This is a genomic window from Bacillus sp. FSL W8-0116, assembly GCF_038003825.1.
Classification (GTDB): domain Bacteria; phylum Bacillota; class Bacilli; order Bacillales; family DSM-4216; genus Bacillus_O; species Bacillus_O smithii.
Genome location: NZ_JBBOPY010000001.1, coordinates 1,787,348 through 1,813,632, shown reverse-complemented (window position 1 = coordinate 1,813,632; position 26,285 = coordinate 1,787,348). Strand labels below are relative to the sequence as shown.

Genomic DNA, 26,285 nt, shown 5'->3' with positions numbered 1-26,285 from the left:
CTACCTTTTTCTTTTGGTCTAACTAAATGCTTGACACAAAATTTTATACATCATCAACTGAATTGACCTATTATTTTCTGCAACAAATGAAGCGAAGGGACAGTGGCAAAACTTTAAATGTAGCAAGCACCGCGGAATTCCAGCCTGGTCCATTGATGAGTGTATATTATGCGACGAAAGCTTATGTGCTCTCGTTTTCAGAAGCACTTGTTGAAGAGTTGTCCGATAGCTCCGTCACGGTTACAACCCTCTGTCCTGGTCCAACGAAAACCAATTTCGGTTCCGTTGCCAGTGTTGAGGATACGAAAATGTTCAGCCGGGCGATGGCCGCCGATATCGTTGCTAAAAAAGGGTATAAGGCAATGATGAGAGGGAAACGTGTAATTGTTACCGGAGTGTTGAATAAGGCAGGTGCACTTGGGGCTAAATTCGTGCCGAGAAGTCTGGCCGCTAAAATCGCCAAGTATGTCGTGGGAGAAAAGTAATTTTTCCTGATCTTGGTTTTGAAAGGAGAGGGATAAACGAGTTATGGCACAATAAGCTATTGATGTATTCAGGGCATGTATACCGTTATTTAACGCCTTAGGTGATCCGGCAAGGCAAGATATTATTTTTTTACTAGCTGAACAAGAGTCGTTAAGTGTAAATGAAATTGCCGAGCACTCGAATCTGTCTTGTCCGGCGATTTCCCATCATTTAAAAATCATGTGCGACAATCATCTCGTGAAAATAGAACAAAAGAAAAGGGTACATAGCGTTACTATTCGCTTTCATTAGATCACCGTGTACAGCAATTGAAACAACTGATAGATCTAGTTGAAAGAGAGTGTATTCTTTAGCTGATTTAGCCTGAATTATAATAACACACCCATCTTAAATTTCGAGAAACTGGTATTCAGAACGTCAGCTATAAACTCTATCAAGATGGAAGACATGAGATGTTAAATGGGATTAATCGCGAAGAAGTATGTCGTGATGTGATCAACTGGTTGAAGCAGTACAACAATGAAATCCGGAGAATTTTGATGAGTATAACTTCATTGTGAAAAGACAAGTTAGGCTCTTCCTTATGAAGAGTCTAAAAATTCGTCGTTTAAGGGGTTAAGGTGAAACGTATCATAAGTAAATGAGTTTTTTCTATAATAGGTTGTTTTTTTGTATAAAAGAATAAATGAATATGGAAGCAATGAAACGAGAAGGATACCGTTTTTCAAAAAACGGTATCCCAGAGTGTAGACAAAAGGCATCCGAATGTGTGTATTCGGATGCCTTTTGACATTTTTATACTTTAAAGGTTGGGATTAGACCCCTCTAAGGGTTCTATTTTATGCCATTATTGGACTTTTCCATGCCCAGCAGGCCATCTTTTTCAAATTCATTGCAGCAAAAGTTAGCATCGCCTGCATGAACAATTTTTTTAGACCTCTTAAGGTTGTCCAACGCATACCATGCTTTTCCTTTGCATCAGCAAAAACACGTTCAATGGTTTCTTTCCGTCTTGCATAAATGCTCTTATTCTCTTGTGTATGCCGAAGATGATCAGCTTCCTCTAATGTTTTTTTATGCCGTTTTCATTCAGAAGAATCAATTTATTGATATTGGACTGGTTGCCCAATCTTGATTCTTGAGTTTTCAATATGTTTGGTCATTCCAATTAAATTGAATCTTTTCATTTTCATTTTTTTGAGGGCTATTATCAAATTATACAAGTATACTTGTCATACTAGATTGAGATTTTCCATAATGGCTAATATCATTAGTCAAACGTCAGTTCCTTTATATGTAAGGGTTTTTGATTTAAAGGGAATTTTGTTGTTTTTTTTTTCGGCCCGTCTCTTTCAACATTTAAGTCTGAAGATGATAACTCTGCAAATAGAAAAAGTTCAAATTAAATTCACAAATAAATGCGAAATATTTCACAAAGTAATGGTATATTAACATTGTAGAATTGATTGTGAAATATTTCACAATAATATTCAGACTAAGTTTATTTTAAAAGGCAAGAATAAAACGGAATTACTAATTAGGAGTTGAACGATCATGAGTGTATGGGAGCAATTATACAATCCATTGAACAACATTTGGTTGTCAGCTGCTATAGCAGCCATTCCGATTATCCTTTTTATTGTTATGTTAGTCTTCATTAAGTTAAAAGGATATGTCGCAGGTGGCTTAAGTGTTCTGGCAGCAGGAGCTGTGGCTCTTTTCGTCTATAAAATGCCGGCTGCTATGGTTGCCGCATCTGCTGTATATGGTGTTCTTGCCGGGATATGGCCGGTGGCATCCATTGTATTAGCTGCTATCTTTTTATATAAAATAACGGTGAAAACGGGACAATTTACGATTATCAAGAATAGTATTTCATCTGTAACGGAAGACCAGCGAATTCAAGTGTTGCTTGTAGCTTTTTCATTTGGAGCCTTTTTGGAAGGAGCTGCAGGGTTTGGAGCGCCCGTAGCCATCACTGCTGCGATTCTTGTTGGTCTTGGATTTCGTCCTTTTTATGCCGCAGGACTTTGCTTGATAGCCAATATTGCAGGCGGGGCTTACGGTGCAATGGGAATACCGGTAACCATCCCTGCACTGCTTACCGGTTTAAATGGCCTTTCTGTTGCAAGATACACTGCTTTGGTTCTGCCTTTGGTGAGCTTTATGATTGCCTTTTTGCTTATCTTCATTGTGGATGGCTTTAAAGGAATACGCCAAACTTTCCCTGCTATACTGGTAAGCGGTGGCTCATTCAGTCTTACACAGGCTTTCGTATTGTATTTCTTGGGAGCTGAACTGGCAGATATTTTTTCTGCGATTGTTAGTTTACTTGCACTTATTCTTTTGTTAAGAGTATGGAAACCAAAAGAAATCTATCAGGTGAAACGCTCTGAAAACACCTCGGAAACAGCGACAGAAGAGACGGAAGCAACAGAAGCAAAGGAAGCATATCCTGTTAATAAAATTATATTTGCCTGGCTGCCATTCATATTATTAACTGTATTCGTAACGTTGTTTAATCTATCTTTCATAAAAAAATTGTTTGAAGCGGGCGGTCCGTTGAATAAACTTGTTCTTCTTTTTCCGATTCCTGGGCTAAATAACCTAGTGATTCGGCATGCGCCGGTGGTGCCTGAAAAAAGCCCGTATCCTGCTGTTTTTAAACTTGATTTATTCTCATCCACAACGACAGCTATTGTATTAGCGATCATTTTTACTTTGCTGATATTACACTGCGATTGGAAGTTGATAAAAGAAACGGCTGTCGAAACAGGAAAGGAACTCATTTCACCTATATTAACCATTTGCAGCGTACTGGCATTCGCCTATATTTGTATGTATTCAGGCATGTCATCGACGCTTGGTCTTGCTTTTGCTTCTAGCAGAAAGATTTTCCCGCTATTTTCACCCATTCTTGGTTGGTTAGGGGTATTTTTAACCGGTTCAGTCGTGAATAGTGGATCATTATTTGCTCCTCTTCAATCTGTAACGGCAACACAAATCGGAATTCCGCCAGAAACAATGGTTGCTGTTAACGTCATGGGGGGAACAATGGCGAAAATGATTTCTCCGCAGTCTATCGCTGTGGCTGCTGCGGCTGTAGGACTGGTAGGAAAAGACAACGAATTGTTCAAGTTTACAATAAAGTACAGTTTAGTTTTACTGATTTTAATTGGTTTCATTAGCTGGTTTATTTTCTAATCTTTCACACTTGAAAAGAGCAACATCATCATGATGAAAGAAAAAATAAATTAGGTTGGCAAGGAATAGTGATATAAAAAAGAATGTTTAGGTGATATTTTTGGTACAGCCTCACACTGATCCAATTAAGATATATGCGATTATATGAATAATATTTGAGGAATATTTATTCGAGAAATTTATATACGTTGCAGAAAACCGTATCATAAGCGAATGAGATGATTAGAAATGTTCGCTAGCGGAATGGTTAATAGAGCTGGATGATTCTCGTATCATCCAGCTCTTTTGTGCGCCTGGCATGGGTGCAGTCTATAGGGTGAAAGTCCTGAGCCACGAAGGCAGTAGTAGTGGTTAGCTTAACGCAAGGGTGTGCGTGGTGACACGGAATCCGAAGGAAGCGAGCGGCAAACTTAGGGTCTCTCGGAACACGAACTTCATAGAAGGCTAGGTAACATTGGATGAGTCTGCAAAACAAGATAAAGTCCATACTGCCGAAGATGTTACAGAGTAAATGGAGCAGATAGATGGAGAGAAAGACTGTACTCTTACCCAGGGAGGTCTGACGGACACGCCAACTGAGTTGGTAACCCATCTAGCGATGGATGGCTGAACCGTCAGAAGTCAGCAGACGTCATAGTACAAATAAGGTCGCTCCTTTGAGAGCTTCTGGTCAGCATCGGTTCCATCTGCTTCCGGCAACATCCAATCTGTTGTCAATAATGAACGGTTATTCTTTTGCTTCGAATATCCCCTCTTATCCGTTTTTGCCGTTACGTTTCAAATCCTTCTACATTCTAAAAAGGTTTCATTAATGCAATGACATTTTCTTCGTCATCCACAAGGACTATTATTCAGCATTCTATCAAATCTCCTTTAAAGTATTAGACTTATTTTTCATCAAAACCGTAATCTTTCGTCATAAGTTCACAACATTTTGTTAGTAATATGTATTTGAAGGTACCGTCAAGAATTTTGTGTTATGTAAGATAGATAGGATATCTCTGAAATGGATTTGGAATGGATAGGGGTTCGATTTCCTCCACACAGGAGACTGAATATTCAGTCTCCTGTGTGGAAAGGGAGAATCCCTTTATTTTGTTCGTTTACAATATTTGGTTAGTTATAACGTTTTTCAAACATTTGTTGAAGGGTTTCATAGGCTTCAGCAAATCCTCGTAATTTTCGTCCTGCCCATTTCTCATTAAAATCTTGGATGGTCAAATACACGACTTTTTCAGCGGCTTCTAAACTACTCAAACTGTTCATCGGCTTTAGACGTTTCCGAATCTCTTTGATCGTTCGTTCAATGGCATTGGTCGTGTAAATCACACTTCGAATACTGCTTGGATAATCCATAAATGTAAGGAGGACATCCAACTCATTGGCCCAAGATTGAACTTCTCTTGGATATTTGCTGGACCATTTCGACTCAAACTGTTGAAACATTTGTAACGCCATCTCCTTATTCGGCGCACGATAAATCAGCTTGAGATCCTCGGCCACTTCGAATTGGTCTTTTTTCCGAACACGATTTAGGGTGTTGCGGACTTTGTGAACGACACAGCGCTGCACATCGGCTTTCGGATACACCGCCTTAAAGGCTTCCTCCAGCCCCGGTAGTCCATCGAATACGCCCAGAAGCACTTCCTTGACGCCTCTTTTGTAGAGCTGTTGGAGAATCTCCCGCCATCCATAGGCGCTTTCTTGTCCTCCCACGAAGAAATCCAGAATTTCTCGATACCCTTCTTCATTCACTCCTAACACCACATAAATGACTTCTTTCTCTACCGTATCGCGGCGAAGTTTCACGTACAAGCCGTCCAAATATAAGACAGAATAACGTTTGGATAGTGGACGATGGTGCCATTTCTCGATGTCTTCCTTCACTACATCGGTCATACGGCTGATCGTTGCAGGAGAATAGGCATTGCCTAAAATTCGTTCAATAAACTTGCCAATTTCACGCGTACTCATGCCACTTTGATACATCCTGATGATGGCTTCCTCGAGCCAGCCCGTATGGCGTTGGTAAGGGGCAAACAGCTGCGTTTGAAATTCCCCGTTTCGGTCTCTTGGAACAGAAAGTCCTTCGATACGACCATACTGCGTGTCTAGGTTTCGATGGTAATAGCCGTTTCTTCTATTCGACGTTCCCTCTTGTTCCATTTCGAGGAAAGTCTGGATTTCTTCCTTCATGATCAGCTCTAATTTTTCCTTTACAAACTCACGAATAACGTTTTCCAGTTGATTCATCCAATCTATATTCGATATACTTTTAGACATAGGTAGGGTACTCCTTTCTCTAAGATTTTTGCCAAATCAGAGAATACCCTACCTTTTTCTTTTGGTCTAACTAAATGCTTGACACAAAATTTTATACATCATCTATTTGAATAACAAATGAAAATTCGGTAGCGAAGTGAGTAAACAGTCGTTTTTTTCGTTCGTTGGCAAATTTAATCAATACAGAAAAAGAGTGGTCTATAGGCAGTAAAGGTGTTTGAGAATTGAAAGAGCATATGGAGAAAAATGTGCATTTTTTTTAAGGAACTAGACAAACCTTATTCGAAAAGCAGAAAGAACCAGATTTTTATGAAAAATATGGTAGTACCATTACCCTATATGATTTACGTCATTTTTATCATACTTTTGCAATTACCCAATGGAGTTAGCTGGAAATTGATCCTCCACATCCATCAATAAAAAGAAGAAAAGAGAAGGCAAGTAACCCTCTAAAAAGTTCCACTGTACATTTAACAGCAGCGCTAATATAATAGAATCTTGCGTAACAATGAGATAAACCTTCCAACAACGACTCTTTCTTCTTACTGAAAAGTGTAACTGATTCGTCATTCATGGACGGATTTACCGAAAAGGGAGTTCCAATAAATAATATCAACAAAAAATAGCAAAAATTTTTCATTCATATCTCATGCTTATAAAAAGATAATGGGTATCGTTCGATTCAATTTAAGTGAAACCTATCTCATTCAAAGGTGCAAACTTAAGAAAAGTAGGTGACCTCTTTGTTTTACTACAACCAGTTGAAAATACTCAATCAAAAGAAGGGGGATTATGGGGACATGATCGTAATAGACGGAATGGTAGGTGTTGGAAAGAGTACATTGATGGAAATTCTGGAGAAAAACGGGTACATAGCTTTTAAAGAGCCTGTCACTAATAATCCCATTTTGGATAAATTTTATTATGACAGAGAAAGGTATAGCTTTCCTTTGCAAATTTATTTTTTAAATGAAAGGTTTAAACAAATTAAAAAAGCGTCTCAATATCCAAATTCGGTTTTAGACCGAAGTATATATGGCGACGTCATTTTTGCCAAAATGTTGCGCGACAATGGTGAAATGAGCGAGGTTGAATTTCAAATATACTTGGATTTATTCGGAAATATGATGGAGCATTTAAAAGCGCCTAAACTCTTGGTATACTTAGAAATTTCAACGGATGAAGCCATAAAGAGGATTAAAAAAAGAGGGAGAGAGTATGAACAAGTAGTAGAAAGAGAATATTGGGAAAGACTCAATCAAAATTATCGTGATTATTTTGAGCAATATTCGTTTTCTCCTGTTTTAAAAATCAATGTGGATCAAATCGATTTTGAAAATAATCTTGAAGATAGAGAATATGTATTGAATTTAATTGAGAAATCATTACATACTGAATGATTGAAGATACAGATAAAAATCGCCGGAACATGATTGCATCTTATATTGTATATGTATTTGGAAATACGTTTTGAGCCATGGATGTGCTCCTTCTCATTATTGTAAAAGGATTATTTTACAAAGAGGAAGCAGCATACGGCTCTTTTTTTATTACGTAATTATAAGGACAATGATGAATAAAATGAGGGAATTGCAAGCGGTTCTTATAGGGGAAGAAATATTATTTGCTTCCCTTTGTTTTTTATGTTATTTGCCTCGGGAGATGTTGCGGTGAATTGTATCATAAATAGAGGCAAAAATTGTTGAAGATAAGGTGGAATTTTATTGTCGGAAGCGTGTATTGGCTGTAGATAATCAGTTTTATTATCCGCTTCACGATACAACACGTGGATAAGTACAAAGGTTTTAGAATGTTGACTTCTGTAAAATCGAATTCAAGTTCAATGTTTTTAATGGTTCTTGATTTTCCTGTTTGTTTAATTGTAATTATATCGATCAATAATTGAAGTAATTGTTTTTGATTTTCTCTTGATGTCTGCTTATAAACGAATAGAAACTTTTCAAGTAACAATTCAATAAGCTCCGGTTGAATAACTTTTGAGTCAGAAGAACTCAAATGTAATGTAATCTCATTTTTCTTCTGTTCTAATTCTCTTTTTTCATTGGAAACCTTTTGTAATCTTTCTTGTAGGATATCTATCGGGAGTGTATTCTTTTCAAAAACTTCCGTATACTTGTCTTGCAATTGCTGGATTTCCAACAAGCGGTTTTCAATTTGTTCTAGTTCTTTATTCAGTTTGTTTAGAGAACTAGCAGAACTTGAATTTGCATCGACCAATACAAACGGATACACGTGTTCATGAAGGAAACGTTGATTCCAATTTTGGATCATCGGATCCAGTCCTTTGCACAACGAGGAGACCGTGGACTTGGAAAACGAAGTCCCGCACAATTCTTCTGTGATTTGGGCGATCTTGCGGGTAGACACTCCGTTTACGACCATTTCCATGAAGGCCAGTACCAGAGCTTGTTCGCCCGTTGATCGCGTTGAAAGAGTTCGGTGGAAAATTCCCCATCCCTTGTCTGCGGCACGCGCAAGGTCAACCGTCTCACCCGAGTCGTCAATTGGCGGGGATAAGACCCTTTCGATAGCCTTTTCACTCCTCTGTGCGCTCATAACGGCCGGCGCCAAGTTGATCCGTTAACTGAGCTTCAAGGATTTGATTCAAGACCTGTTCCAATAGTTTGGCCAGTCGTTGATCTTGCGACAGGAACCCATGCAGAATTTCATCGCTTAAAGTAATATTGTATTGCGCCATAGTTGCTTTCCTTTTTGTTTTTGTTTTGGTCAATGTTCATTCTATCAAAGGGAAAGCAACGTGGCTCTTTTTATATTTCCTTTTTACACAATTTTACGGACTCAACTAAAGGCTTTAAAGAATATAAAATACTGTGCCATCACGATCAGTACCTTGTACCTGCTAGGTATGCCACTCTACTATCTCATGGGAAAAAAAGTTGACCCTCCAAGTTTCATACCAATGGGATTGGTCATTATTTTCGCCTCTATGGTGATCGCCTTTTTTGCTGCTGTTCTCCAAAGACTTTTACAAGAAGCCATCGATATAAAATCGGAAAATGATTTAACGATCTGAGGTGAATCACTTGGCAATTATAATCAATCTTGATGTGATGTTGGCTAAAAGGAAAATGAGCCTTACAGAACTTTCGGAGAGGGTTGGAATCACGATGGCTAATCTTTCTATATTAAAAAATGGAAAGGCAAAAGCCATTCGGTTATCAACTTTAGATGCGATTTGTAAGTGTAGCGAGTTATCTTTGCCAGGCGTGGAGGAGGCTTAAGGTTGAACTGGTGAAGTGGCCCCCGTTTTTGGTAGTTGTAGCTCTTGCAGCTGCGATTTATTTGAATTTTTTCACCCACCATTATTGGATGGACGTTCGTTGGTGGTTATCCGGACTTGTATTTATCGTCTTTTGGCAATCATGGGTCACATTCGAGGTGGATGGAACTCGTTACCGTATGCCACTCGCACTTTCTTTTGTGCTCATCGGATTTTTCATATGGATAGCCGAAAATATCGCAACGTTCTTTGGAGCTTGGGAATATCCATACCAAACCGATGCATGGAGTCTCGTTCATCCAGGAAAGGTGAGTTCATGGTTCTTATTAGTGATTGTTAGCTTTCTTATCGTAGCGACGTTAAAGCAGGTTAAGGGAAAAATGTAACCGTCACGTACTTTTAAACCATTTTCTCTAAATAACTTTGAACACGATTTGCCCAAAATGGTCTGGCGGTACTTTAATCGATAGCTATCGCCGATTATCAGATAGTAGGAGTTGTTCTTCTATAATAAAAGCTCACTAAATTAGGTTTGATTTCATGCCTGATCACCTGTTCGGCTTCTTCGTTTTTAAGGTGATACATAAGACAGGGCGAGAGGGGAAAGGAAACACGTTTAAGGCGCGTGGCGGTACAAAGTGGATAAAGGAATTGGCACGAAAATCGTAAGGTGATGGATAAGTCCGCAGTAAATGGAATGGAATAGAGACTTCAGAAGGGTCACTTCCACAAGGAGTGGCTTTTTTTTCGGTGTGATTTGATCGCTTCCCCAAACAACAATTTCTATCGGTACCATGGCTTCTTCTGGGCAACACATAGAGGGTTCAGACCCTTCATTAGTTCTTATGTCTTATTTTTTAAAGGAAAAGCCAGTCTAAAAAAACAGGCGCTTGTCATTGGTTCGGGATTACTTTACCATTTATAGTGGTTGGATATTTTGATTATTATGTCAATTAAGTTGAATATTAAGCGGAAAAGAAGGATAAAAGAGTCATGAAAAAATATTTATTATTACTCATCCCTATTTTTTATTACAAGAATAGTATTCTCCATTTTTCTTTAGAGGATGTGCTGAACTTAATGGTGGTCGTGATTTGTTTAGATTTTCTTTTAAAACGCACAAACTTACAGCACGTCTTTCATTGGGGGATCGCGATCTGTTTCGTGTTTTATTTTTGTGTGTTATACGAAAAAACCATTTATTTTAGAGGTTTTTTAAATGTACCACATCATTACTATCCAAATGGTCTTCACTCTTTGTTCAACACATTTAATGGGATTCCTCTAAGAGGTATTATTGAGGAAATAAGCATTAATCCTTCACTTATTTCTGCACTCTATCAAATTTTTGGCAACGTTTTTTTACTCATGCCTTTCGCTTTTTCAATGCTTTATTTTAAATGGGTCAAAAGCTATCGGCGGGCTATTGGATATTCTATGATTTGTGCACTAACCATTGAAAGCATCCAATTTCTCCAAAACGTCTATTTATTGTTTGTTCTTTCTTGGATTAAGAAGAAGCGTTGATATCGATGACATGATTTTAAATACCATAGGGGCAATGATTGGCATAGGTTGTTACTTTCTATGGTCAAAATTTGAAAATCGTTTCCGAGATAGAGAGATAACCGTGGAAGGGTAGCACCTAAATTGTAAAGAAACGTAGGACAGGCCAGACTGACTGTTTGAATGGATGAACTGGGAAAAGACTGGATTCAACAAAATTCCATAGAATATGATATCGGCCAAAGTCCATTCGCAGTCGAACCAAAACCAGGACCATATCCTTGACCGGGTTTGGTTCTTTTCTTTTTCGTTCTGCTCTCAATCCCTTGCCTGCAAGGATTCCGGGGTCTCTCGATTGCCCATCAGCTCAAAAGCGGGCCCAAAGCCTTGGGGGAGTGAGGCTGTAGAAGGTCGGGGCGAGGGAAAGAAAGATTTATAATTGTAAAAAGAGTATGCTAACATCCGGAAATGATTCAATCCTAATAAGGAATACGGAAATAATGTGCTAGTTTTCACTGGTACGAAAGTCCTATAAGCAAATAGAGTGGTTGTACAAATAGTCAATTTATCCTGATTTTATCAAAAAAAGAGGATAATTATAACTTCGTGTCTAACGTCTACATAACAGCGATGATTTAGAAGCAGCAGAAGCACTTCTATTGAGAAGGGAGGGTAAAGGATAAGAGCAATGAGCGGAAGTGTCGAAACCAGTCGTCGCCATGTCGGTATTGGATTGGCATCAATTGTCGTCGGAATTTTGGTTGTCTTGAGCATCTCCGTGTCGGCGCATGCAAGTGGCATGAACTATGCCAAAGCATGGGAAACATTGTTTGGTGCACGATGGAACGGTCATGTTCAGATCCAAGCGTCCTACAATGATCATGGTCGTCACGCCAAGCGCGGTTATCACCGGTTTACACGGGAAGCGGGACCTTCGCTTGATACGGGTCGTCTCTATACGTCAACGGCAAGCTCACCATCGGACAGTAAAATCCGGTCCAGGGAGGACTCCGTATGGGATTCTCCGCTTTGGGGTGACAAGTACACGACCCACTATTACTACGACTTTTTTTGGTTCTAAGTTCGAATCTTTGGCTGAAAATTTTTATCACTGACTTTGTCTGGGAGCATGCCGCAGGAAGGAGTTTTTTCGCGTGAAGACAAAAAAAGAGTTGTTGATGAACTTAAGACTTGCGCTTAGCAGCCTCCTTCTCGGCATGCTGACCGCTTTCATGGTACAGGCCTTCCAGTGGACCCTTGAAGATCGCAAGGAAGTGACGTTCGGATTGCCGGGCGAGGTCACTATACTGACGATGTTCGAGGGTCCGCAGAAGGTTTCAGCGGCCGATGCTGCCTCTGCGCGAGAGGCGCTAAAGGCCTATCTTAATGTTCAGTCGCTGGCCTTGGTCTATGCCTCGGTAGGCGAAGGCCGTCCCGAGATGATTGTTTGCGATCCGCATCATATCCTCCCGTGGTTGCCCAGAGCCGGCAACGAAGGTCCCGACTCGACGACGGCCCGTGCCTACCTTTTTCGAGGCACGTACACGGCACATCGGTGGTCTGCCTTGGGCACAGCGCCCCTTTTGCCGAATGGAGTCGAGGTGGCCGGGGTGATTGACGCTCCCCCCGGAACAGATAACCTTCAATATGTACGGACCATCGGTCGGGAGCCACTGCCCTCTGGACGCTACACGATCAATACCACGGACCCGACCCAAGTAAAACATATCCTCGATCTGTTCTATCGGATGGGATTTGTCCCTCAGCAGAGCCAAAAGATTCCATTACTTACATATTTCCTTCAAAATCCGCTGTTGATGATCACCTTGCTTTTTCTGGCCATGGGCCACGTCTGCGCCATCTTGGACTGGGCTCTCTACATTCGCGGACGCGCGCGGGAGTTCGGCATTCGGTGGCGCCATGGCGCCTTGCCCACTGACCTCGTCCGGGAAAATCTGGTGGGTGGGCTACCCGGCTTGGGGGTGGGCAGCGTTGTGGGAGTGATCTTGTCGGATCTGCTGGTGGCGGGAATCGGCCAAACGAATCCGGAGCTAGGCAACTTCCGGACGCTTGCCAGTGCTGCTGTCTCGTTCCTCATCGTCATCGTGACGTGGTCGGCGACCCTTTATGGGGTCATTAAAACGCGTAAGGAGGTGAACATTGATGCGTGAGGTGTGGGATGGGGTGGTTATGGCTTGCCGGCGTTGGCCGGTAATGCTGGGACTTTCAGGGATGATCGCCTCCGCCTGCGTGGTGTTCGCGTTGGCCTTGGAGGACGTTGTGTCCCAGGTCGCCGTCCTGAAAGGGGCCGTGCATCTACGGGAGCGTCACGCCGTCATGTTCACTCCGTACTACCCGTCGGGTGAGGCGAGTCACGTCGGAAACGAGACCGTGCAATACGTGATGGACCTAATTAACCGCCAGAAGGCCTACGCTGCAATCATTTACAACATGGGTCTTAATCATCCTGATTTCGCCGGTGGGCATCCCACCTTGGTACTTTTCGGTGACGTGCTCCCGGATTTATTCCCGGAACTCCCGCTGTGCGAACCCGCGCCGTGCGCCATGCGCGGCTCGAAACTCGCCGATGATAAGATCCATGCCGTGAACATAGCAGGCGAAAGCATCCCGGTGGTCGGAACGCTGCCGCCGGGAGCGACCTTTTTTGATCCCAATGCCGCCGGCTTACCCTTGGATAACCGTCTCGTCATCCGGGCGCCGACGAAACTGCTGCCTTTGCTCAATGTACAGGAGCGAGAGGAGGCGTTGGTCCGGACGGTCCTGCTGGCTCCAGAAGCCAAGGTGGTGGACACATTCGTTGCCGGGAGTGCACATGGGGGATTGTTTCTCGTTCCCCATGACGTCGCCGTCGATCAGCCACAACGGTTCCGCGAGATCATGATGAGTTCCGCCATGTATATCGTGGGCATGCTGAGTTTTCTCGTGTTGGTCTTCGTTGCTTTCGTGTCCTCCGCCCGCTTGACGATTCGGCAGGAGCATCGAGCTTTCAAGATCAGAGCCATGTATGGGGCGACGCCCTTTCATCTCAGCCTTCGAATTGGCGGTTTTTTGGCAACCGTGATCCTGATCCCGCCGCTCACCTTGCTTTCACTGCTCCTTTGGTATCTACATGTGGCGGGTGCCCCCGCGCCGGGCGTGCCGCTTTGGGTCATGTTGGCGGTCTTGCTCACGTTCGTTTTGTTGTGGTTCTCGTCGGTGCGCAAGGTGCGCATCACGGAAAAGATAGGAGGGTGAAAATGAAAACGATCCTTGAAGCTCGCAACGTGTCAAAGATTTATGGGAGCGGTCGTACGCAAGTCACGGCGGTGCACAACGTTTCCCTGCGACTCTCCGCGGGCGAGTGCGTCGTGTTGATGGGAGCGTCTGGGAGCGGCAAATCGACATTGCTGAGTCTATTGGGTTTGATAAGCCGACCCACCGAGGGGCACATACTCATCCAAGGCAAAAATGCCGCGGAAAATGAGCGCGGCCGGGCCAGGCTGCGGAATGCGTTTTTTGGGTATGTCCATCAGGAATACGCGATTATTGAGAATGAGACCGTCGAAGCCAATGTGATGATTCCGCTGCAATATGCCAGACCCCGTCCTGGCCGTCAGGAGCGGCAAGCGAGGATACGGCAAGCGCTGGAACAAGTCGGTCTTGATTGGGCCTTAAAGAAGAAACCGTCGGAGCTGTCGGGGGGTGAACGACAACGTGTGGCGATTGCCCGGGCGTTGGTCAATGATCCGGTCGTCGTACTCGCCGATGAGCCGACAGCGGCCCTGGATAGCGAGACCGCCCATGCGGTGATGACTCTGATTCTATCTCTCAAAGAAAAGGGGGCGGCGGTGCTCGTGGCGACGCACGATGATCGGGTGGCCAAGCGAGGTGACCGCATCCTGCGGATCAACGACGGCCGCCTCATTACCAGTGAAATAGGTTCAGATTATCATTTTCATAAAGATATAATAGATGACAATTAAAAGGGAACTCAAGACTATTGTTGAACGTAGGTCAATATAGAACAGACGTGGAATAAATAACCTTATGATTGAGTCTTTAATAGAGGATTCCAAGAGGATGAAAAAGTTGAATATTGAAATTAAGAGCGAAGAAGAATTTAAGCACTATAAAGCGTACCGAGACGGCTATTTCGTCATAATCGACACAACCAGAAGAGTTATACATACAACAGGCTGTCCATATGTAAATATTTCAAACTTCCGAGAGAAAGTATTGAAAAATGCCAGCAAAAATGGTTGGTATTACTTTACTGATGGTCTTGTGGAAGGTAGAGAAATGTTTCGGGCTGAGAAATGTAAGCACTGTCGTCCTGAGTAGGGGCTGCTGAACAAATAGAATTTTCCCGATTTACAAGGATTTTCATCCCTTTTTGTCGAAACCAAATGCAAGGATTTTATCATCCATTCTTAAAAAACCTTGCGCTTGGAGGCTCCTGCTTTATATAAACGAACGGAAAGCCAACTCTTTTTGCTGGATGATTTTTTCTTGCCGTTTGGCGGCAAGTTAAAATCTCAAGTCGTGACGTAAATTTTAAATTGCTTTATTGACAAAAAGCCATCAAGTGTCCTCTACTAAAAGTGTCAAGCCGAACTACAGTATGAATATTGTGGTCCAGTTGTTTTTTGCATGTGTAGGAACCAAAAAAGAGAGACTTTTAGGAGATGTATTGATCGGTGAAACAAAATAAATATGATGATAAGAATTTTTTTCTGCGTATGAAAAAATGTCTAGGTCAGTCAAAGGACTTGAAGGTGCGGGAGAATGGCATGTTTTTAAATCTTTATTGCCAGATTTGCGAAACAAAAGGGTTCTTGATTTAGGGTGCGGTTTTGGCTGGCATTGCCGATATGCGCGCGAGCAACAAGCAAGTTCTGTGATCGGTGTAGATATTTCAGAAAAAATGCTTCAAAAGGCTCGCGAAATGACGGATGACCCATTTATTACGTATATAAAAATGGCCATTGAAGACGTTGATTTTCCTGACGCTCAATTTGATGTTGTGATCAGTTCATTGGCTTTTCATTACATTGAGCCGTTTGCATCCGTTTGCAAAAAGGTTTATGACTGGCTGAAGGCAGAGGGTACTTTTGTTTTTTCAGTAGAACATCCGATCTTTACTTGCCGAAACGAACAAGATTGGTATTACGATGACCAAGGGAATCGACTGCATTGGCCGGTTGACCACTATCAATCGGAAGGCATGCGTGTAACATCTTTCTTAACCGAGAATGTTGTAAAATACCATCGCACGATTTCAACCTATATTAATGATTTAATTCATGCTGGCTTTAGTATAAAAGCGGTCAAAGAACCTGTGCCTTGTGATGAGATGTTAAAAAATAAACCTGAAATGAAAGATGAAACACGCCGGCCTATGTTTTTAATCATCTCAGCAGAAAAAAGCCATGCGTTTCTCTTTAACATTTTTTCACAATAATATGAACTCAACGACTTGGAAAATGATGTTCCGCAAAATTTTTTTGTAAAACGGGGTGATCTTGCGGGGGAGGCACTCCGTTTACGACCATTTCCATGCGGGCCGGCACCGGAGCTTGTTCGCTTCGTTGATAGAGTTGAAAGAGTTCGGTGGAAAATTCCCCATCCCTTGTCCGCGGCACGCGCAAGGTCAACCGTCCCACCCGAGTCGTCAATTGGCGGGGATAATACCCTTTCGAAAGCCTTTTCGCTCCTCTGTGCGCTCATAACGGACGCCGCCAAGTTGATCCGTTAACTGAGCTTCAAGGATTTGATTCAAGACCTGTTCCAATAGTTTGGCCAGTCGTTGATCTTGCGACAGGAACCCATGCAGAATTTCATCGCTTATAGTAATATATTGTATTGAGCCATAGTTGCTTACCTCCCTTTTTGTTTTGGTCAATGTTCATTCTATCAAAGGGAAAGCAACGTGGCTCTTTTTATATTTCCTTTTTACACAATTTTACAGACTCAACTCTATAATAGTAAATGTTTGATTGACTGGAAGCTATTTACCTATTACAATATAACTATATTGACCCAGACAATATTTTGGTAGGTGATCAATTGATAGGTTTAGAATACATCCTTGAACTTTATGGAATGCAGCAAATTGAACTGGCCGAAAAGCTTGGAATTAAAAAGCAAAATATTAATCTTTGGATTAAAAGAAAGCAAAAGATCTCTAAAAAACATTTACCTACGTTGGAACAAATTTTTGGCATAGACGCTAAATACTTTTCGAAAGAATTAACTGATTTGGATAAACTGGAGATTCAAAAAGAAAAATTAAAACGGGATTTACAGCCTATTATCACGAAATATGAAGAACAGTTCCTCATTGGGGAAGAAAATGATCTTGTTGAAGTGCCAGTTTATGACAAAGAGGAATTGAATCAAATAGAACACGATATTGAAAAAGCCAAACTAATCGAAAAATTTCGGAACATGCTTAATCGTGCTGAACATCAACCTTATCTCGACACATTTAAATTGGTTCTTGAACTTTTAGATAAGGCACAGCATGAACCGGTTTTCCATAAAACAATAGAAGCTTTAGCACATTATTTAGAAGTGTTACCAGATTGGGTGTCAACAGGCCCAGAACAAGATGAATTTGAAAGCGAATTATTCGAAGTATTAGATGATTTTAATTACTAGATTAAAGGAGACTTCATGATGGAAACAGCAAAGATTGGATTTGAAGAAACACTTTGGAAAGCGGCTGACAAATTACGTGGAAGCATGGATGCATCCGAATATAAACACGTAGTCTTAGGACTGATTTTCTTAAAATACATTTCTGATAAGTTTGAAATGAAGTATAACGAGTTAGTTGAAGAGGGAGAAGGTTTTGAAGAAGACCGCGATGAATATACAGCAGAGAATATTTTCTGGGTTCCGAAGAAGTCACGATGGGATTTTATTAAAGACCATGCCAAAGATCCGAAAATCGGTCAATACATTGACGAAGCGATGATCGAAATTGAAAAAGAAAACCCGACACTGCGAGGCGTGTTAGATAAACGTTATGCCCGTCCTGAAATTGATAAACGCCGATTAGGAGAACTGATAGACCTCATTTCAACGATTAAATTGCACAGCAAACAAGAAAAAGACTTACTTGGTCGTGTTTATGAATATTTTTTAGGTAAGTTTGCCAGTGCGGAAGGAAAAGGCGGTGGCGAATTCTATACGCCACAAAGCGTTGTTAAAACATTGGTTGAAATGATTGAACCGTACGAAGGGCGAATTTATGACCCTTGTTGTGGCAGCGGCGGCATGTTTGTTCAAAGTGAAAAGTTTGTTGAACGCCATCAAGGAAAAATCGATAACCTCTCGATTTACGGTCAAGAATTGAATTCCACGACTTGGAAGCTTTGTAAAATGAATCTTGCTATCCGTGGAATTGAGGGGAATATCGGCGATCATCATGCGGATACGTTCCATAATGATTTACATAAAACGCTGAAAGCAGATTTCATCCTTGCCAATCCTCCATTTAACGTGAGTGACTGGGGCGGAAATGAATTAGTTGATGATGTTCGTTGGAAATTCGGTACACCTCCAGCGAGCAATGCCAACTATGCATGGTTACAGCATATGATTTATCACCTTGCACCAAATGGCGCAGCTGGTATTGTATTAGCAAATGGTTCGTTAAGTTCCAATACATCGAATGAAGGGGAAATCCGTAAAAACATACTTGAAGCGGATTTAGTCGATGCCATTGTTGCTTTGCCTGACAAATTATTCTATTCAACAGGAATACCAGTGAGCTTATGGATTTTAAACCGTAATAAAAAAAATCATCCAAAATACCGAAGCCGTGAACATGAAATTCTATTTATCGATGCCCGAAACATGGGTCAAATGGTTGACCGCCGCCTGCGTGAATTAACTGAGGAAGATATTCAAAAAATTGCTGGAACATACCGAAACTGGCGTAAACCAGATGGGAAATATGAAGACATCAAGGGATTCTGTAAATCAGCGACTTTAGAAGATGTCCGTCAAAATGACTATGTATTAACTCCCGGACGCTATGTTGGAATAAGTGATGTCGAGGATGATGGTATACCATTTGAAGAAAAAATGGAAACCCTCACCAGTGAATTAAGAGAACTATTTGAAAAATCCCACCGATTGGAAGAAGAGATTAGAAAGAATCTAGGGGGGATTGGGTATGACATCTAATTGGAAGGAATATTTATTATATAAATTAAAATAAAGGTTTTCTCCCGTTCCACGGCGAATAAATACAAAGAGAAAATAGGGGAACGGAGAGAAAATATGATGCCAAATCACAAAGACGAGATCGAAAAGTTGTCCACTGCCATGAAAGAAGCAAAAAGTAAACGAGCATATGAACGCTACCAAGCGATTTATCTTCATTTGCAGGGATATACCAAAGGAGAAATCGCAACGATTATTGGTCGATCCAAGAAAACTATTTATAACTATATTCATGCCTACGCCCAGCGCGGTCTTGATGGACTGGAGATGAAATACTCACCTGGCGCCCCACGTCGATTGACCCCTGAGCAGGAAAAAGAGCTGGCTTTGATCATTGAACATCAGCTCCCCGTAGATGTGGGATTCGAAGCAAAATATAATTGGACGCTTGCGATAATCGCTGAACTCATTCAACAAAAGTGGGGGCCAACATACACGCTTCGCGGAACAAGTGACATTCTGCATCGGTTAGGGCTAAGCTATACGAAACCGACCTATACACTAGCCAATGCCGATGAAGAGAAACAAAAAGAATTCGTCGAAATCACCTTCCCTGAAGTAAAAAAAAACTGGTAGATGGGAACATCGCCCATGTCCTCTTTCAAGATGAGTCGATGATTCGTGATTACCAAGCGATTCAAAAAACATGGTTTGTCAAAGGAAAACAACGAATCATTCCGACGTTTGGAAAACATCAAGGGCTGAAGCTGATTGGCACGTTGAACTACGAAACAGGGGAAGTGTTTTGCATCGAAGAAGAATGCTATGACGCGGAAACATTTCTTCGATTTCTTCAACTTGTGTTAGAACGCTATCCCACAGGCAAAATAGTGATGATTTTAGATAACGCTCGAATTCACCATGCCAAACTCATTCAGCCATTTTTAAAAGAACACGAAGATCGGTTAGAGCTCGTCTTTTTGCCACCATACAGTCCGCAATTGAACTTGATTGAAGGGCTATGGAAATGGCTGAAATCAGACGTGATTTACAACGTGTTCTATTCGAGTGTGCAAGAAATTAGAAAGAATGTCCAAGCCTTTATTCAGCGAATCAACCAGAAACCAGAACAAACGATCGATCGTTTGTGTGTTCAGTTGTAAATCTTTAATTCAACTTATATAGAAGATATAACTGAAAAAATATTTAGTGGTGGAACACCGTCAACGAAAAAAAATGAATATTGGAATGGTGAATTTCCTTGGCTATCATCAGGTGAAACAAGAAATGACTTTATATATAGTACTGAAAAGTCTATAACCGAAGAAGGGATAAAAAACTCCTCTACAAAACTTGCAAAAAAAAATGATATAGTAATTGCTTCTGCAGGTCAGGGGAATACAAGAGGTCAAGTTGCCTTCTGTAAAATTAATACTTATATAAACCAATCTGTAATAGCCGTAAGAACTAATGAAACATACTTGGATCCTTTATTTCTGTTTTATAACTTTAAAGGTAGATATAGGGAGTTAAGGAAAATATCTGACGGCCACAGTATTCGTGGTAGTTTAACAACAAAGATACTGAAAAGATTAAAAATAAAAGTACCAGCTATTAAAGAGCAAAAGAAAATTTCCTCACTTTTATATTCATTAGACCAAAGAATCGAAACAAACAACCGAATCAATGAAAAGCTTGAAGAAATGGCACAAGCATTGTTTAAACATTGGTTTGTTGACTTTGAATTTCCAAATGAAAATGGAGAGCCCTATAAATCAAGTGGCGGCGAAATGGTCGAAAGTGAGTTGGGGATGATACCTAAAGGATGGGAAGTTGGAACAATAAAAGATATTGGTGAAGTAGTTGGTGGTGGAACACCGTCTAAGAAAAAAAATGATTACTATACATCTAATGGTATTCCTTGGATTACTCCGAAAGATTTATCAGGTTTTAATAAGAGGTACATAAAAAAAGGATCTATTGATATAACTCATAAAGGTTATAAAAATAGTAGCGCCAAAATGTTACCAAAAGGTTCAGTTCTTTTTAGTTCAAGAGCGCCTATTGGTTACATTGCGATAGCTAGTAATGAAGTAACTACTAATCAAGGTTTTAAATCTGTTGTTCCGTTTGAAAATTTTGGAACCGAATTCGTCTTTCAAACTTTAAAAAATAATATAGAAACAATAAAAAATAGAGCTTCTGGTTCTACATTTAAAGAAATTTCAGGAGGAGAGTTAAAAAAAATAGAAGTAATTTTACCTCCTCAGAATGTAGTAGATAAGTTTAATCAAAGAACAAAAAAAATTGGGGAGTTAATTGCCACTTATGAAGAACAGAATGAGCGCTTAGAAAAACTTCGCGATACTCTCCTTCCTAAACTAATGTCCGGAGAAATTCGTGTACCGTTGGATGATGAAGTTTTGTCAGGACAAAGTTAAAGAATAGAATAAAATCCCGATTGAAAGGGGAGAGAGATGAATTTGTTAGAAAATTTTACGGAAGATAAGCTGGAAGAAGCTGCGATTGAGATTCTTCAGGAACTTGGCTATGACTATGTCTTTGGTCCGGACATTAGTTGTGATGGGGAAAGACCGGAACGCAAAGATTATCGTACAGTTATTTTAGAAGATCGTGTAAAAGATGCTTTGTTTAAACATAATCTCCATTTGCCACAGGAAGCAATAGAAGAAGCATTTCGGCAAATTATAGCTTTTAATAGTCCAAGCTTAGAAGAAAACAACCGTCATTTTCACAAATTAATCACTGAAGGCATTGATGTGTCGTTTCATCAAGATGGTCTTAGCCGTTCGGTGAAGGCATTCTTAATTGATTTTGAAGAACCAGCTAATAATGATTTTTTGGTAGTAAATCAGTTTACGGTCGTTGAAAAAGAAGAACGCCGCCCGGATTTAATTATTTTTATAAATGGCATCCCATTCGTCGTTATCGAATTAAAATCAGCATCTGATGAAAATGTGAGTATCGATAATGCCTATGCACAGATTCAAACGTATAAACGTGATATTCCATCTTTATTTTATTATAATGCGTTTTGTATTTTATCTGATGGAATTAATGCGAAAGCGGGAACGATTACTGCAAGTCAAGAACGTTTTATGAATTGGCGGACGGTGGATGGGGAAAACATTGAACCACTTGAAGTGCCGCAATATGAAGTGTTGTTAAGAGGGATGCTGGCAAAAGACCGGCTTATTGATATTATTGAAAACTTTATTCTCTTTCAGGAATCGAAAGAAGAAGAACGGGATGAAAATGGGAAGAAAATCGGCGAAAGAAAAACGATTGCCAAAATTCTCGCTGCCTACCACCAATATTTTGCGGTAAAAAAAGCGGTGGAAAAGACAAAAATAGCGACCAGTGAGAATGGAGACCGTAAAATCGGTGTTATATGGCATACACAAGGTTCGGGTAAAAGTTTTTCGATGGTTTTTTATACAGCACAGCTTGTCAAGCAGCTAAATAATCCAACCATTGTGGTGATTACCGACCGCAACGATTTAGATGACCAGCTATTTTCGACGTTTTTAAAATCAAAGGATATCTTAAGACAAACACCGAAACAAGCAGATGTCCGCAAATTGAATGAAGAACAGAAAAAACAACAAGCCAACGAAAAATCAAAAGAGATAAACGGATTATATGATCTTCTAAATGACCGGGAATCAGGCGGTATTATTTTTACAACGATTCAAAAATTCAAACCAGAAGAAGGCGAAATGCCGGTTTTAACCGATCGTAAAAATGTGATTGTTATTGCGGATGAAGCTCATCGCAGTCAATATGGTTTTTCTGCAAAGACAGATACGAAAACAGGCGAAGTGAAATATGGATATGCAAAATATCTTCGTGATGCACTTCCGAATGCTTCCTTTATCGGTTTTACAGGAACACCGATTGAGCTGGAAGATAAGTCAACACCGGCTGTTTTCGGTAATTATATTGACATTTATGATATGACGCGAGCGGTTGAAGACAAAGCAACGGTAAAAATTTATTATGAAAACCGTATTATCCGCTTAGAAGCAAATGAAGAAGAATTAGCGAAAATTGATGAGGAATTTGAAGAAATTACGGAAGATCAGGAAGAATCGGCACGTGAAAAATACAAGTCAAAATGGTCAAGGCTCGAAGCGATCGTTGGTTCACCTAACCGTATTAAACAATTAGCAAATGATATCGTCAGTCACTATGAAGAAAAAGCAAAAACCATTGATGGTAAAACAATGATTGTTTGCATGAGCCGTCGTATTTGTGTAGCACTCTATAACGAAATTGTAAAATTACGTCCAGATTGGCATTCTGATGATGATGACAAAGGAAAAATTAAAGTCGTTATGACAGGCAGTGCTGGAGATGATGATTTCCTACAGCCGCATATTGGCGGAAAGAAACGCCGGGACTTATTGGCAAAAAGAATGAAAGATAATAATGATGAACTAAAAATCGTCATTGTACGTGATATGTGGCTGACTGGATTTGACGTACCTTCCATGCATACGATGTATATCGATAAACCGATGAAGGGTCATAACCTCATGCAGGCAATCGCACGGGTAAACCGTGTATTTAAGGATAAATCGGGTGGTGTTGTTGTAGATTATATCGGTATTTTAGAAAGCTTAAAGAAAGCTTTAAATCAATATACCGAAAGTGATAAGAAAACAACAGGTATCGATACATCGGCTGCAATTGCTGTAATGAAAGAGAAACTTGAAATTTTGCAAGATATGATGCATGGGTTTGATTACTCTGCTTATATGGGTTCATCCCAAGCAGGACGTATTCGTGCCATCACGGGCGGAATGAATGTCATTTTTGGAAAGAGTGAAAAAGAACAAAAAGAATTCAAAAAGACGGCAACCGAGCTAGCGAAGGCGCATTCACTTTGTGCAGCGACGGATGAAGGAAAAGCAGCAGCTCTTGAAGTTAGTTATTTTAAAGCGGTTAAGGCAAGCCTAAATAAACTACAAGAAAAACAGCCGAAGCGGAAGACGAAAAAAGAAATCGAAGCACGCGTGAATCAATTACTCGAACGTTCCATTATTTCAGAAGAAGTAGTGGATGTCTTTGAAGTGATGGGATTGAAACATCCGGATGTATCTATATTGTCAGAAGAATTTCTCGAAGAAGTACGTTCATATGAATATAAAAATTTAGCCCTTGAAATGCTAAAAAAATTGCTGGAAGGCAACATCAAAACAATGGAAAGACGCAACCTTGTCAAATCCCAAAAATACTCGGAAAAACTGAAACAGTCGCTGAACAAATATAAAAACCAAGCCATTACAAACGCCGAAGTAATCGAAGAACTAATTCAAATGGCAAAGGACATGAAAAAAGAACGAGAAGAAGAAAAAGATCTCGGTTTAAATGAAGATGAAATTGCCTTTTACGATGCTTTAACATCTGAGTCTATAGTTAAAGAGTTAATGGAAGATGAAGTCTTACGCAAAATCGCCAATGAACTGACTCAAGCAATTAGACGGAACATGACCATTGACTGGCATGTTCGAAAAAGCGCCCGTGCAGGAATGAGGAGAATTATTAAGCGACTATTGAAGAAGTACGATTACCCACCAGAACAAGCGAAAAAAGCATTGGACACAGTTATGCGACAAGCAGAGTTGATGGCGGAGCATACGGAAGTAAGGGATTGGAATACGCTGCAGGCTGCGGAGTCTAAAGGTGAATATGAGGTTTAAGAGAAACTGTTCTCAGTTACTTCAAATGAAGAACTAAAGTGATAATTACTTCTGCCAAATTCTTTACTCTTCAATCCTTGATTTAAAAAAGAAAAGTGATTTAAATAAAGAATTGGGCTACTCAGATCATAACAACTAGATATACCAACAGAAGGCAGTTCCAGTAGATATAGGGGGCTGCCTTCTTATTATAAAAATTAATATTTAAAGAGAGGAGAATGTATTTTATGTCTAAAAAGAGAGTATTTATAAGTTTTGCCATTGAGGATAAAAGTTTAAGAGACTTTTTAGTAGGACAAGCTAAGAATGAAAATTCCCCATTTGAATTTGTTGATATGTCTGTCAAAAAACCATGGGATTCAGCTTGGAAAACAAATTGTAGAAAAAGAATAAAGGGATGTGATGGTGTTTTGGTTATAGTTACAAAAAACACTAAAAAGGCTGATGGACAATTATGGGAAATAAAGTGTGCCAAGGAAGAAGAAATTCCTCTTAGAGGGGTTTGGGGATATAAAGATGACCGTCCTACAAGTCTACCAAAAGAATTAGATGGTGTAAGAGTAGTGAATTGGACTTGGGATAATATTGCAAATTGGATTAATTCATTATAAATGGGAAGGAGCAATTTTAAATGAGGAAAGCACTAGTTGTTGGAATAAATGAATACCCATCATCCCCGCTTTATGGATGCGTTAATGATGCTTCGGCATTTGCTAGTATAATAGAAAATAATGGGGATGGCTCACCTAATTTTGATGTAAGGTTATTCACTAACGTTGCTACTAAGGCTGAATTGAAGGAGTTAATAATTGAATTATTCGAAGGCGATAGTGATACAGCTTTATTTTATTTTTCTGGACATGGTTATATAGATGATATTGGTGGTTATATTGTAACTCCCGATTTTAAAACCTATGATTTCGGGGTTTCAATGGATGAAATACTAACTATTGCAAATAATTCAAAAGCAAAGGATAAAATAATAATTCTCGATTGTTGTCATTCTGGGGCTTTAGGAACTCCTAAAGTAGATGGAGGAAATAAAACACAAATTGCAGAAGGAGTTACTATTTTAACTGCTAGTAGAGACTATGAAAGTTCACTTGAGGTTAATGGACAAGGTGTCTTTACTTCTCTATTATTAGATGCTTTAAGAGGTGGTGCGGCAGATTTAAGAGGACATATTACTCCAGGAAGTGTCTATGCTTATATTGATCAAGCACTAGGCCCATGGGATCAAAGGCCTGTTTTTAAAACAAATATTTCAAGATTTACATCTTTAAGAACAATTGCTCCACAGGTACCAATAACAATTATCAGAAACTTAGTTAAATATTTCCCAACCCCGGAAAGTGAATTTGATTTAGATCCATCATTCGAAGATACAAATTCACCAGATATTGAACATAAAGTAATAGAGCCTTATGCTAAACCAGAGAATGTAAAAATCCTCAAAGAATTACAGAAACTCGAAAGTGTAGGTTTAGTTATTCCTGTTGGGGAAGAACATATGTATTTTGCAGCAATGAATTCAAAATCTTGTAAATTAACTGCCTTAGGTTATCATTATTGGAGACTTGTAAAAGATAGAAGGATATAATTTATAGATTAAGTGACAAATTTAATAGATAGAAAGGGGACGT

General features: G+C 40.1%; 21 protein-coding genes and 6 pseudogenes. 22 read left to right on the top strand and 5 right to left on the bottom strand.

The window, feature by feature from the left end; all coding sequences use genetic code 11:
• Window positions 1-26 precede the first annotated feature (26 nt).
• On the top strand, window positions 27-485 hold the full coding sequence (locus N1I86_RS08535) for an SDR family NAD(P)-dependent oxidoreductase (RefSeq protein ID WP_341095925.1): 459 nt from the start codon (window positions 27-29) through the stop codon (window positions 483-485).
• A gap of 58 nt (window positions 486-543) precedes the next feature.
• Window positions 544-777 (top strand): ArsR/SmtB family transcription factor, encoded by a 234-nt coding sequence (locus N1I86_RS08530; protein ID WP_445662278.1) that lies wholly within the window; start codon window positions 544-546, stop codon window positions 775-777.
• A 548-nt stretch (window positions 778-1,325) separates the two neighbouring features.
• On the opposite strand, the pseudogene N1I86_RS08525 reads toward N1I86_RS08530, so the two are convergent.
• Window positions 1,326-1,553, bottom strand: a pseudogene (locus N1I86_RS08525) (transposase); the annotation flags it as partial.
• A 487-nt stretch (window positions 1,554-2,040) separates the two neighbouring features.
• Here N1I86_RS08525 and N1I86_RS08520 point away from each other — a divergent pair.
• Complete coding sequence (locus N1I86_RS08520; protein WP_341095924.1) at window positions 2,041-3,690, top strand: lactate permease LctP family transporter; 1,650 nt, start codon at window positions 2,041-2,043, stop codon at window positions 3,688-3,690.
• A gap of 1,116 nt (window positions 3,691-4,806) precedes the next feature.
• Here the strand turns inward: N1I86_RS08520 and N1I86_RS08515 are convergent.
• Entirely contained in the window at window positions 4,807-5,973 is a 1,167-nt protein-coding gene (locus tag N1I86_RS08515; RefSeq protein WP_341094467.1) for an IS256 family transposase, read from the bottom strand.
• An 800-nt stretch (window positions 5,974-6,773) separates the two neighbouring features.
• On the opposite strand from N1I86_RS08515, the gene N1I86_RS08510 reads away from it, so the two are divergent.
• Window positions 6,774-7,373 carry a deoxynucleoside kinase gene (locus N1I86_RS08510; RefSeq protein WP_341095922.1) on the top strand — a complete coding sequence of 200 codons (600 nt, stop codon included), beginning with the start codon at window positions 6,774-6,776 and terminating at the stop codon, window positions 7,371-7,373.
• A 280-nt stretch (window positions 7,374-7,653) separates the two neighbouring features.
• Here N1I86_RS08510 and N1I86_RS16735 read toward each other — a convergent pair.
• Together N1I86_RS16735 and N1I86_RS16730 are read right to left on the bottom strand one after the other, a co-directional pair.
• Window positions 7,654-8,465 (bottom strand): annotated as a pseudogene (locus N1I86_RS16735) (transposase).
• Between the two features lie 65 nt (window positions 8,466-8,530).
• Window positions 8,531-8,692, bottom strand: coding sequence for a transposase (locus N1I86_RS16730; protein WP_445662261.1), 162 nt, complete (start codon window positions 8,690-8,692; stop codon window positions 8,531-8,533).
• Window positions 8,693-8,797: 105 nt separating this feature from the next.
• Here N1I86_RS16730 and N1I86_RS08500 point away from each other — a divergent pair.
• The 11 genes and pseudogenes from N1I86_RS08500 to N1I86_RS08450 all read left to right on the top strand — a co-directional run.
• A pseudogene (locus N1I86_RS08500) lies at window positions 8,798-9,028 on the top strand (DUF2975 domain-containing protein); the annotation flags it as partial.
• A 10-nt stretch (window positions 9,029-9,038) separates the two neighbouring features.
• Window positions 9,039-9,236 (top strand): helix-turn-helix domain-containing protein, encoded by a 198-nt coding sequence (locus N1I86_RS08495; RefSeq protein ID WP_341095920.1) that lies wholly within the window; start codon window positions 9,039-9,041, stop codon window positions 9,234-9,236.
• Window positions 9,190-9,621 (top strand): annotated as a pseudogene (locus N1I86_RS08490) (DUF817 family protein); the annotation flags it as partial. The gene N1I86_RS08495 and the pseudogene N1I86_RS08490, both read left to right, overlap by 47 nt.
• A gap of 607 nt (window positions 9,622-10,228) precedes the next feature.
• Window positions 10,229-10,762 (top strand): VanZ family protein, encoded by a 534-nt coding sequence (locus N1I86_RS08485; RefSeq protein WP_341095917.1) that lies wholly within the window; start codon window positions 10,229-10,231, stop codon window positions 10,760-10,762.
• A 10-nt stretch (window positions 10,763-10,772) separates the two neighbouring features.
• Entirely contained in the window at window positions 10,773-10,877 is a 105-nt protein-coding gene (locus tag N1I86_RS08480) for a hypothetical protein (protein WP_081473034.1), read from the top strand.
• A 552-nt stretch (window positions 10,878-11,429) separates the two neighbouring features.
• Window positions 11,430-11,822 carry a hypothetical protein gene (locus N1I86_RS08475; protein ID WP_003353476.1) on the top strand — a complete coding sequence of 131 codons (393 nt, stop codon included), beginning with the start codon at window positions 11,430-11,432 and terminating at the stop codon, window positions 11,820-11,822.
• A 73-nt stretch (window positions 11,823-11,895) separates the two neighbouring features.
• Window positions 11,896-12,912: a hypothetical protein gene (locus tag N1I86_RS08470; RefSeq protein ID WP_341095914.1), complete on the top strand. Its 1,017-nt coding sequence runs from the start codon at window positions 11,896-11,898 to the stop codon at window positions 12,910-12,912.
• Window positions 12,905-13,996: a hypothetical protein gene (locus N1I86_RS08465; protein ID WP_341097297.1), complete on the top strand. Its 1,092-nt coding sequence runs from the start codon at window positions 12,905-12,907 to the stop codon at window positions 13,994-13,996. Before N1I86_RS08470 ends, N1I86_RS08465 begins: the two co-directional genes overlap by 8 nt.
• Before the next feature lie 2 nt (window positions 13,997-13,998).
• Entirely contained in the window at window positions 13,999-14,724 is a 726-nt protein-coding gene (locus N1I86_RS08460; protein ID WP_003353479.1) for an ABC transporter ATP-binding protein, read from the top strand.
• 97 nt (window positions 14,725-14,821) lie between these two features.
• The gene (locus tag N1I86_RS08455) at window positions 14,822-15,082 is read left to right on the top strand and encodes a hypothetical protein (RefSeq protein ID WP_003353480.1); all 261 of its coding nucleotides are present in this window, start codon (window positions 14,822-14,824) and stop codon (window positions 15,080-15,082) included.
• 356 nt (window positions 15,083-15,438) lie between these two features.
• A pseudogene (locus N1I86_RS08450) lies at window positions 15,439-16,202 on the top strand (class I SAM-dependent methyltransferase).
• Here N1I86_RS08450 and N1I86_RS08445 read toward each other — a convergent pair.
• Window positions 16,193-16,612: pseudogene (locus tag N1I86_RS08445) on the bottom strand (transposase); the annotation flags it as partial. The pseudogenes N1I86_RS08450 and N1I86_RS08445 sit on opposite strands and share 10 nt — an antisense overlap.
• A gap of 195 nt (window positions 16,613-16,807) precedes the next feature.
• Here N1I86_RS08445 and N1I86_RS08440 point away from each other — a divergent pair.
• From N1I86_RS08440 to N1I86_RS08410, 7 genes are all read left to right on the top strand, one after another.
• A complete protein-coding gene (locus tag N1I86_RS08440; protein WP_017550648.1) occupies window positions 16,808-17,401 on the top strand; it encodes a helix-turn-helix domain-containing protein in 594 nt (197 codons plus the stop codon).
• 18 nt (window positions 17,402-17,419) lie between these two features.
• A complete protein-coding gene (locus N1I86_RS08435) occupies window positions 17,420-18,937 on the top strand; it encodes a class I SAM-dependent DNA methyltransferase (protein WP_445662277.1) in 1,518 nt (505 codons plus the stop codon).
• Window positions 18,938-19,033: 96 nt separating this feature from the next.
• A protein-coding gene (locus tag N1I86_RS08430; RefSeq protein WP_076611651.1) for an IS630-like element ISBs2 family transposase occupies window positions 19,034-20,079 on the top strand; the annotation gives its coding sequence in 2 pieces (ribosomal slippage) (window positions 19,034-19,537 and window positions 19,540-20,079; 1,044 coding nt in all).
• Window positions 20,080-21,357 carry a restriction endonuclease subunit S gene (locus tag N1I86_RS08425; RefSeq protein ID WP_341097295.1) on the top strand — a complete coding sequence of 426 codons (1,278 nt, stop codon included), beginning with the start codon at window positions 20,080-20,082 and terminating at the stop codon, window positions 21,355-21,357. It begins immediately after the preceding gene.
• Window positions 21,358-21,393: 36 nt separating this feature from the next.
• Entirely contained in the window at window positions 21,394-24,642 is a 3,249-nt protein-coding gene (locus N1I86_RS08420; RefSeq protein WP_341095908.1) for a type I restriction endonuclease subunit R, read from the top strand.
• 227 nt (window positions 24,643-24,869) lie between these two features.
• Window positions 24,870-25,253, top strand: a complete 384-nt coding sequence (locus N1I86_RS08415; protein WP_328219980.1) for a TIR domain-containing protein — start codon at window positions 24,870-24,872, stop codon at window positions 25,251-25,253.
• Between the two features lie 20 nt (window positions 25,254-25,273).
• Window positions 25,274-26,242, top strand: a complete 969-nt coding sequence (locus N1I86_RS08410; RefSeq protein ID WP_340404657.1) for a caspase family protein — start codon at window positions 25,274-25,276, stop codon at window positions 26,240-26,242.
• Window positions 26,243-26,285: the final 43 nt, after the last annotated feature.

Excerpts from the sequence above, each read along its gene's own strand:
- N1I86_RS08420 (WP_341095908.1), top strand. The coding sequence starts at position 21,394 with ATGAATTTGTTAGAAAATTTTACGGAAGATAAGCTGGAAGAAGCTGCG.
- N1I86_RS08415 (WP_328219980.1), top strand. The coding sequence starts at position 24,870 with ATGTCTAAAAAGAGAGTATTTATAAGTTTTGCCATTGAGGATAAAAGT.
- N1I86_RS08455 (WP_003353480.1), top strand. The coding sequence starts at position 14,822 with ATGAAAAAGTTGAATATTGAAATTAAGAGCGAAGAAGAATTTAAGCAC.
- N1I86_RS08475 (WP_003353476.1), top strand. The coding sequence starts at position 11,430 with ATGAGCGGAAGTGTCGAAACCAGTCGTCGCCATGTCGGTATTGGATTG.
- N1I86_RS08510 (WP_341095922.1), top strand. The coding sequence starts at position 6,774 with ATGATCGTAATAGACGGAATGGTAGGTGTTGGAAAGAGTACATTGATG.
- N1I86_RS16730 (WP_445662261.1), bottom strand. The coding sequence starts at position 8,692 with ATGGCGCAATACAATATTACTTTAAGCGATGAAATTCTGCATGGGTTC.
- N1I86_RS08410 (WP_340404657.1), top strand. The coding sequence starts at position 25,274 with ATGAGGAAAGCACTAGTTGTTGGAATAAATGAATACCCATCATCCCCG.
- N1I86_RS08460 (WP_003353479.1), top strand. The coding sequence starts at position 13,999 with ATGAAAACGATCCTTGAAGCTCGCAACGTGTCAAAGATTTATGGGAGC.
- N1I86_RS08485 (WP_341095917.1), top strand. The coding sequence starts at position 10,229 with ATGAAAAAATATTTATTATTACTCATCCCTATTTTTTATTACAAGAAT.
- N1I86_RS08535 (WP_341095925.1), top strand. The coding sequence starts at position 27 with ATGCTTGACACAAAATTTTATACATCATCAACTGAATTGACCTATTAT.
- N1I86_RS08480 (WP_081473034.1), top strand. The coding sequence starts at position 10,773 with ATGATTTTAAATACCATAGGGGCAATGATTGGCATAGGTTGTTACTTT.
- N1I86_RS08520 (WP_341095924.1), top strand. The coding sequence starts at position 2,041 with ATGAGTGTATGGGAGCAATTATACAATCCATTGAACAACATTTGGTTG.
- N1I86_RS08465 (WP_341097297.1), top strand. The coding sequence starts at position 12,905 with ATGCGTGAGGTGTGGGATGGGGTGGTTATGGCTTGCCGGCGTTGGCCG.
- N1I86_RS08515 (WP_341094467.1), bottom strand. The coding sequence starts at position 5,973 with ATGTCTAAAAGTATATCGAATATAGATTGGATGAATCAACTGGAAAAC.
- N1I86_RS08435 (WP_445662277.1), top strand. The coding sequence starts at position 17,420 with ATGGAAACAGCAAAGATTGGATTTGAAGAAACACTTTGGAAAGCGGCT.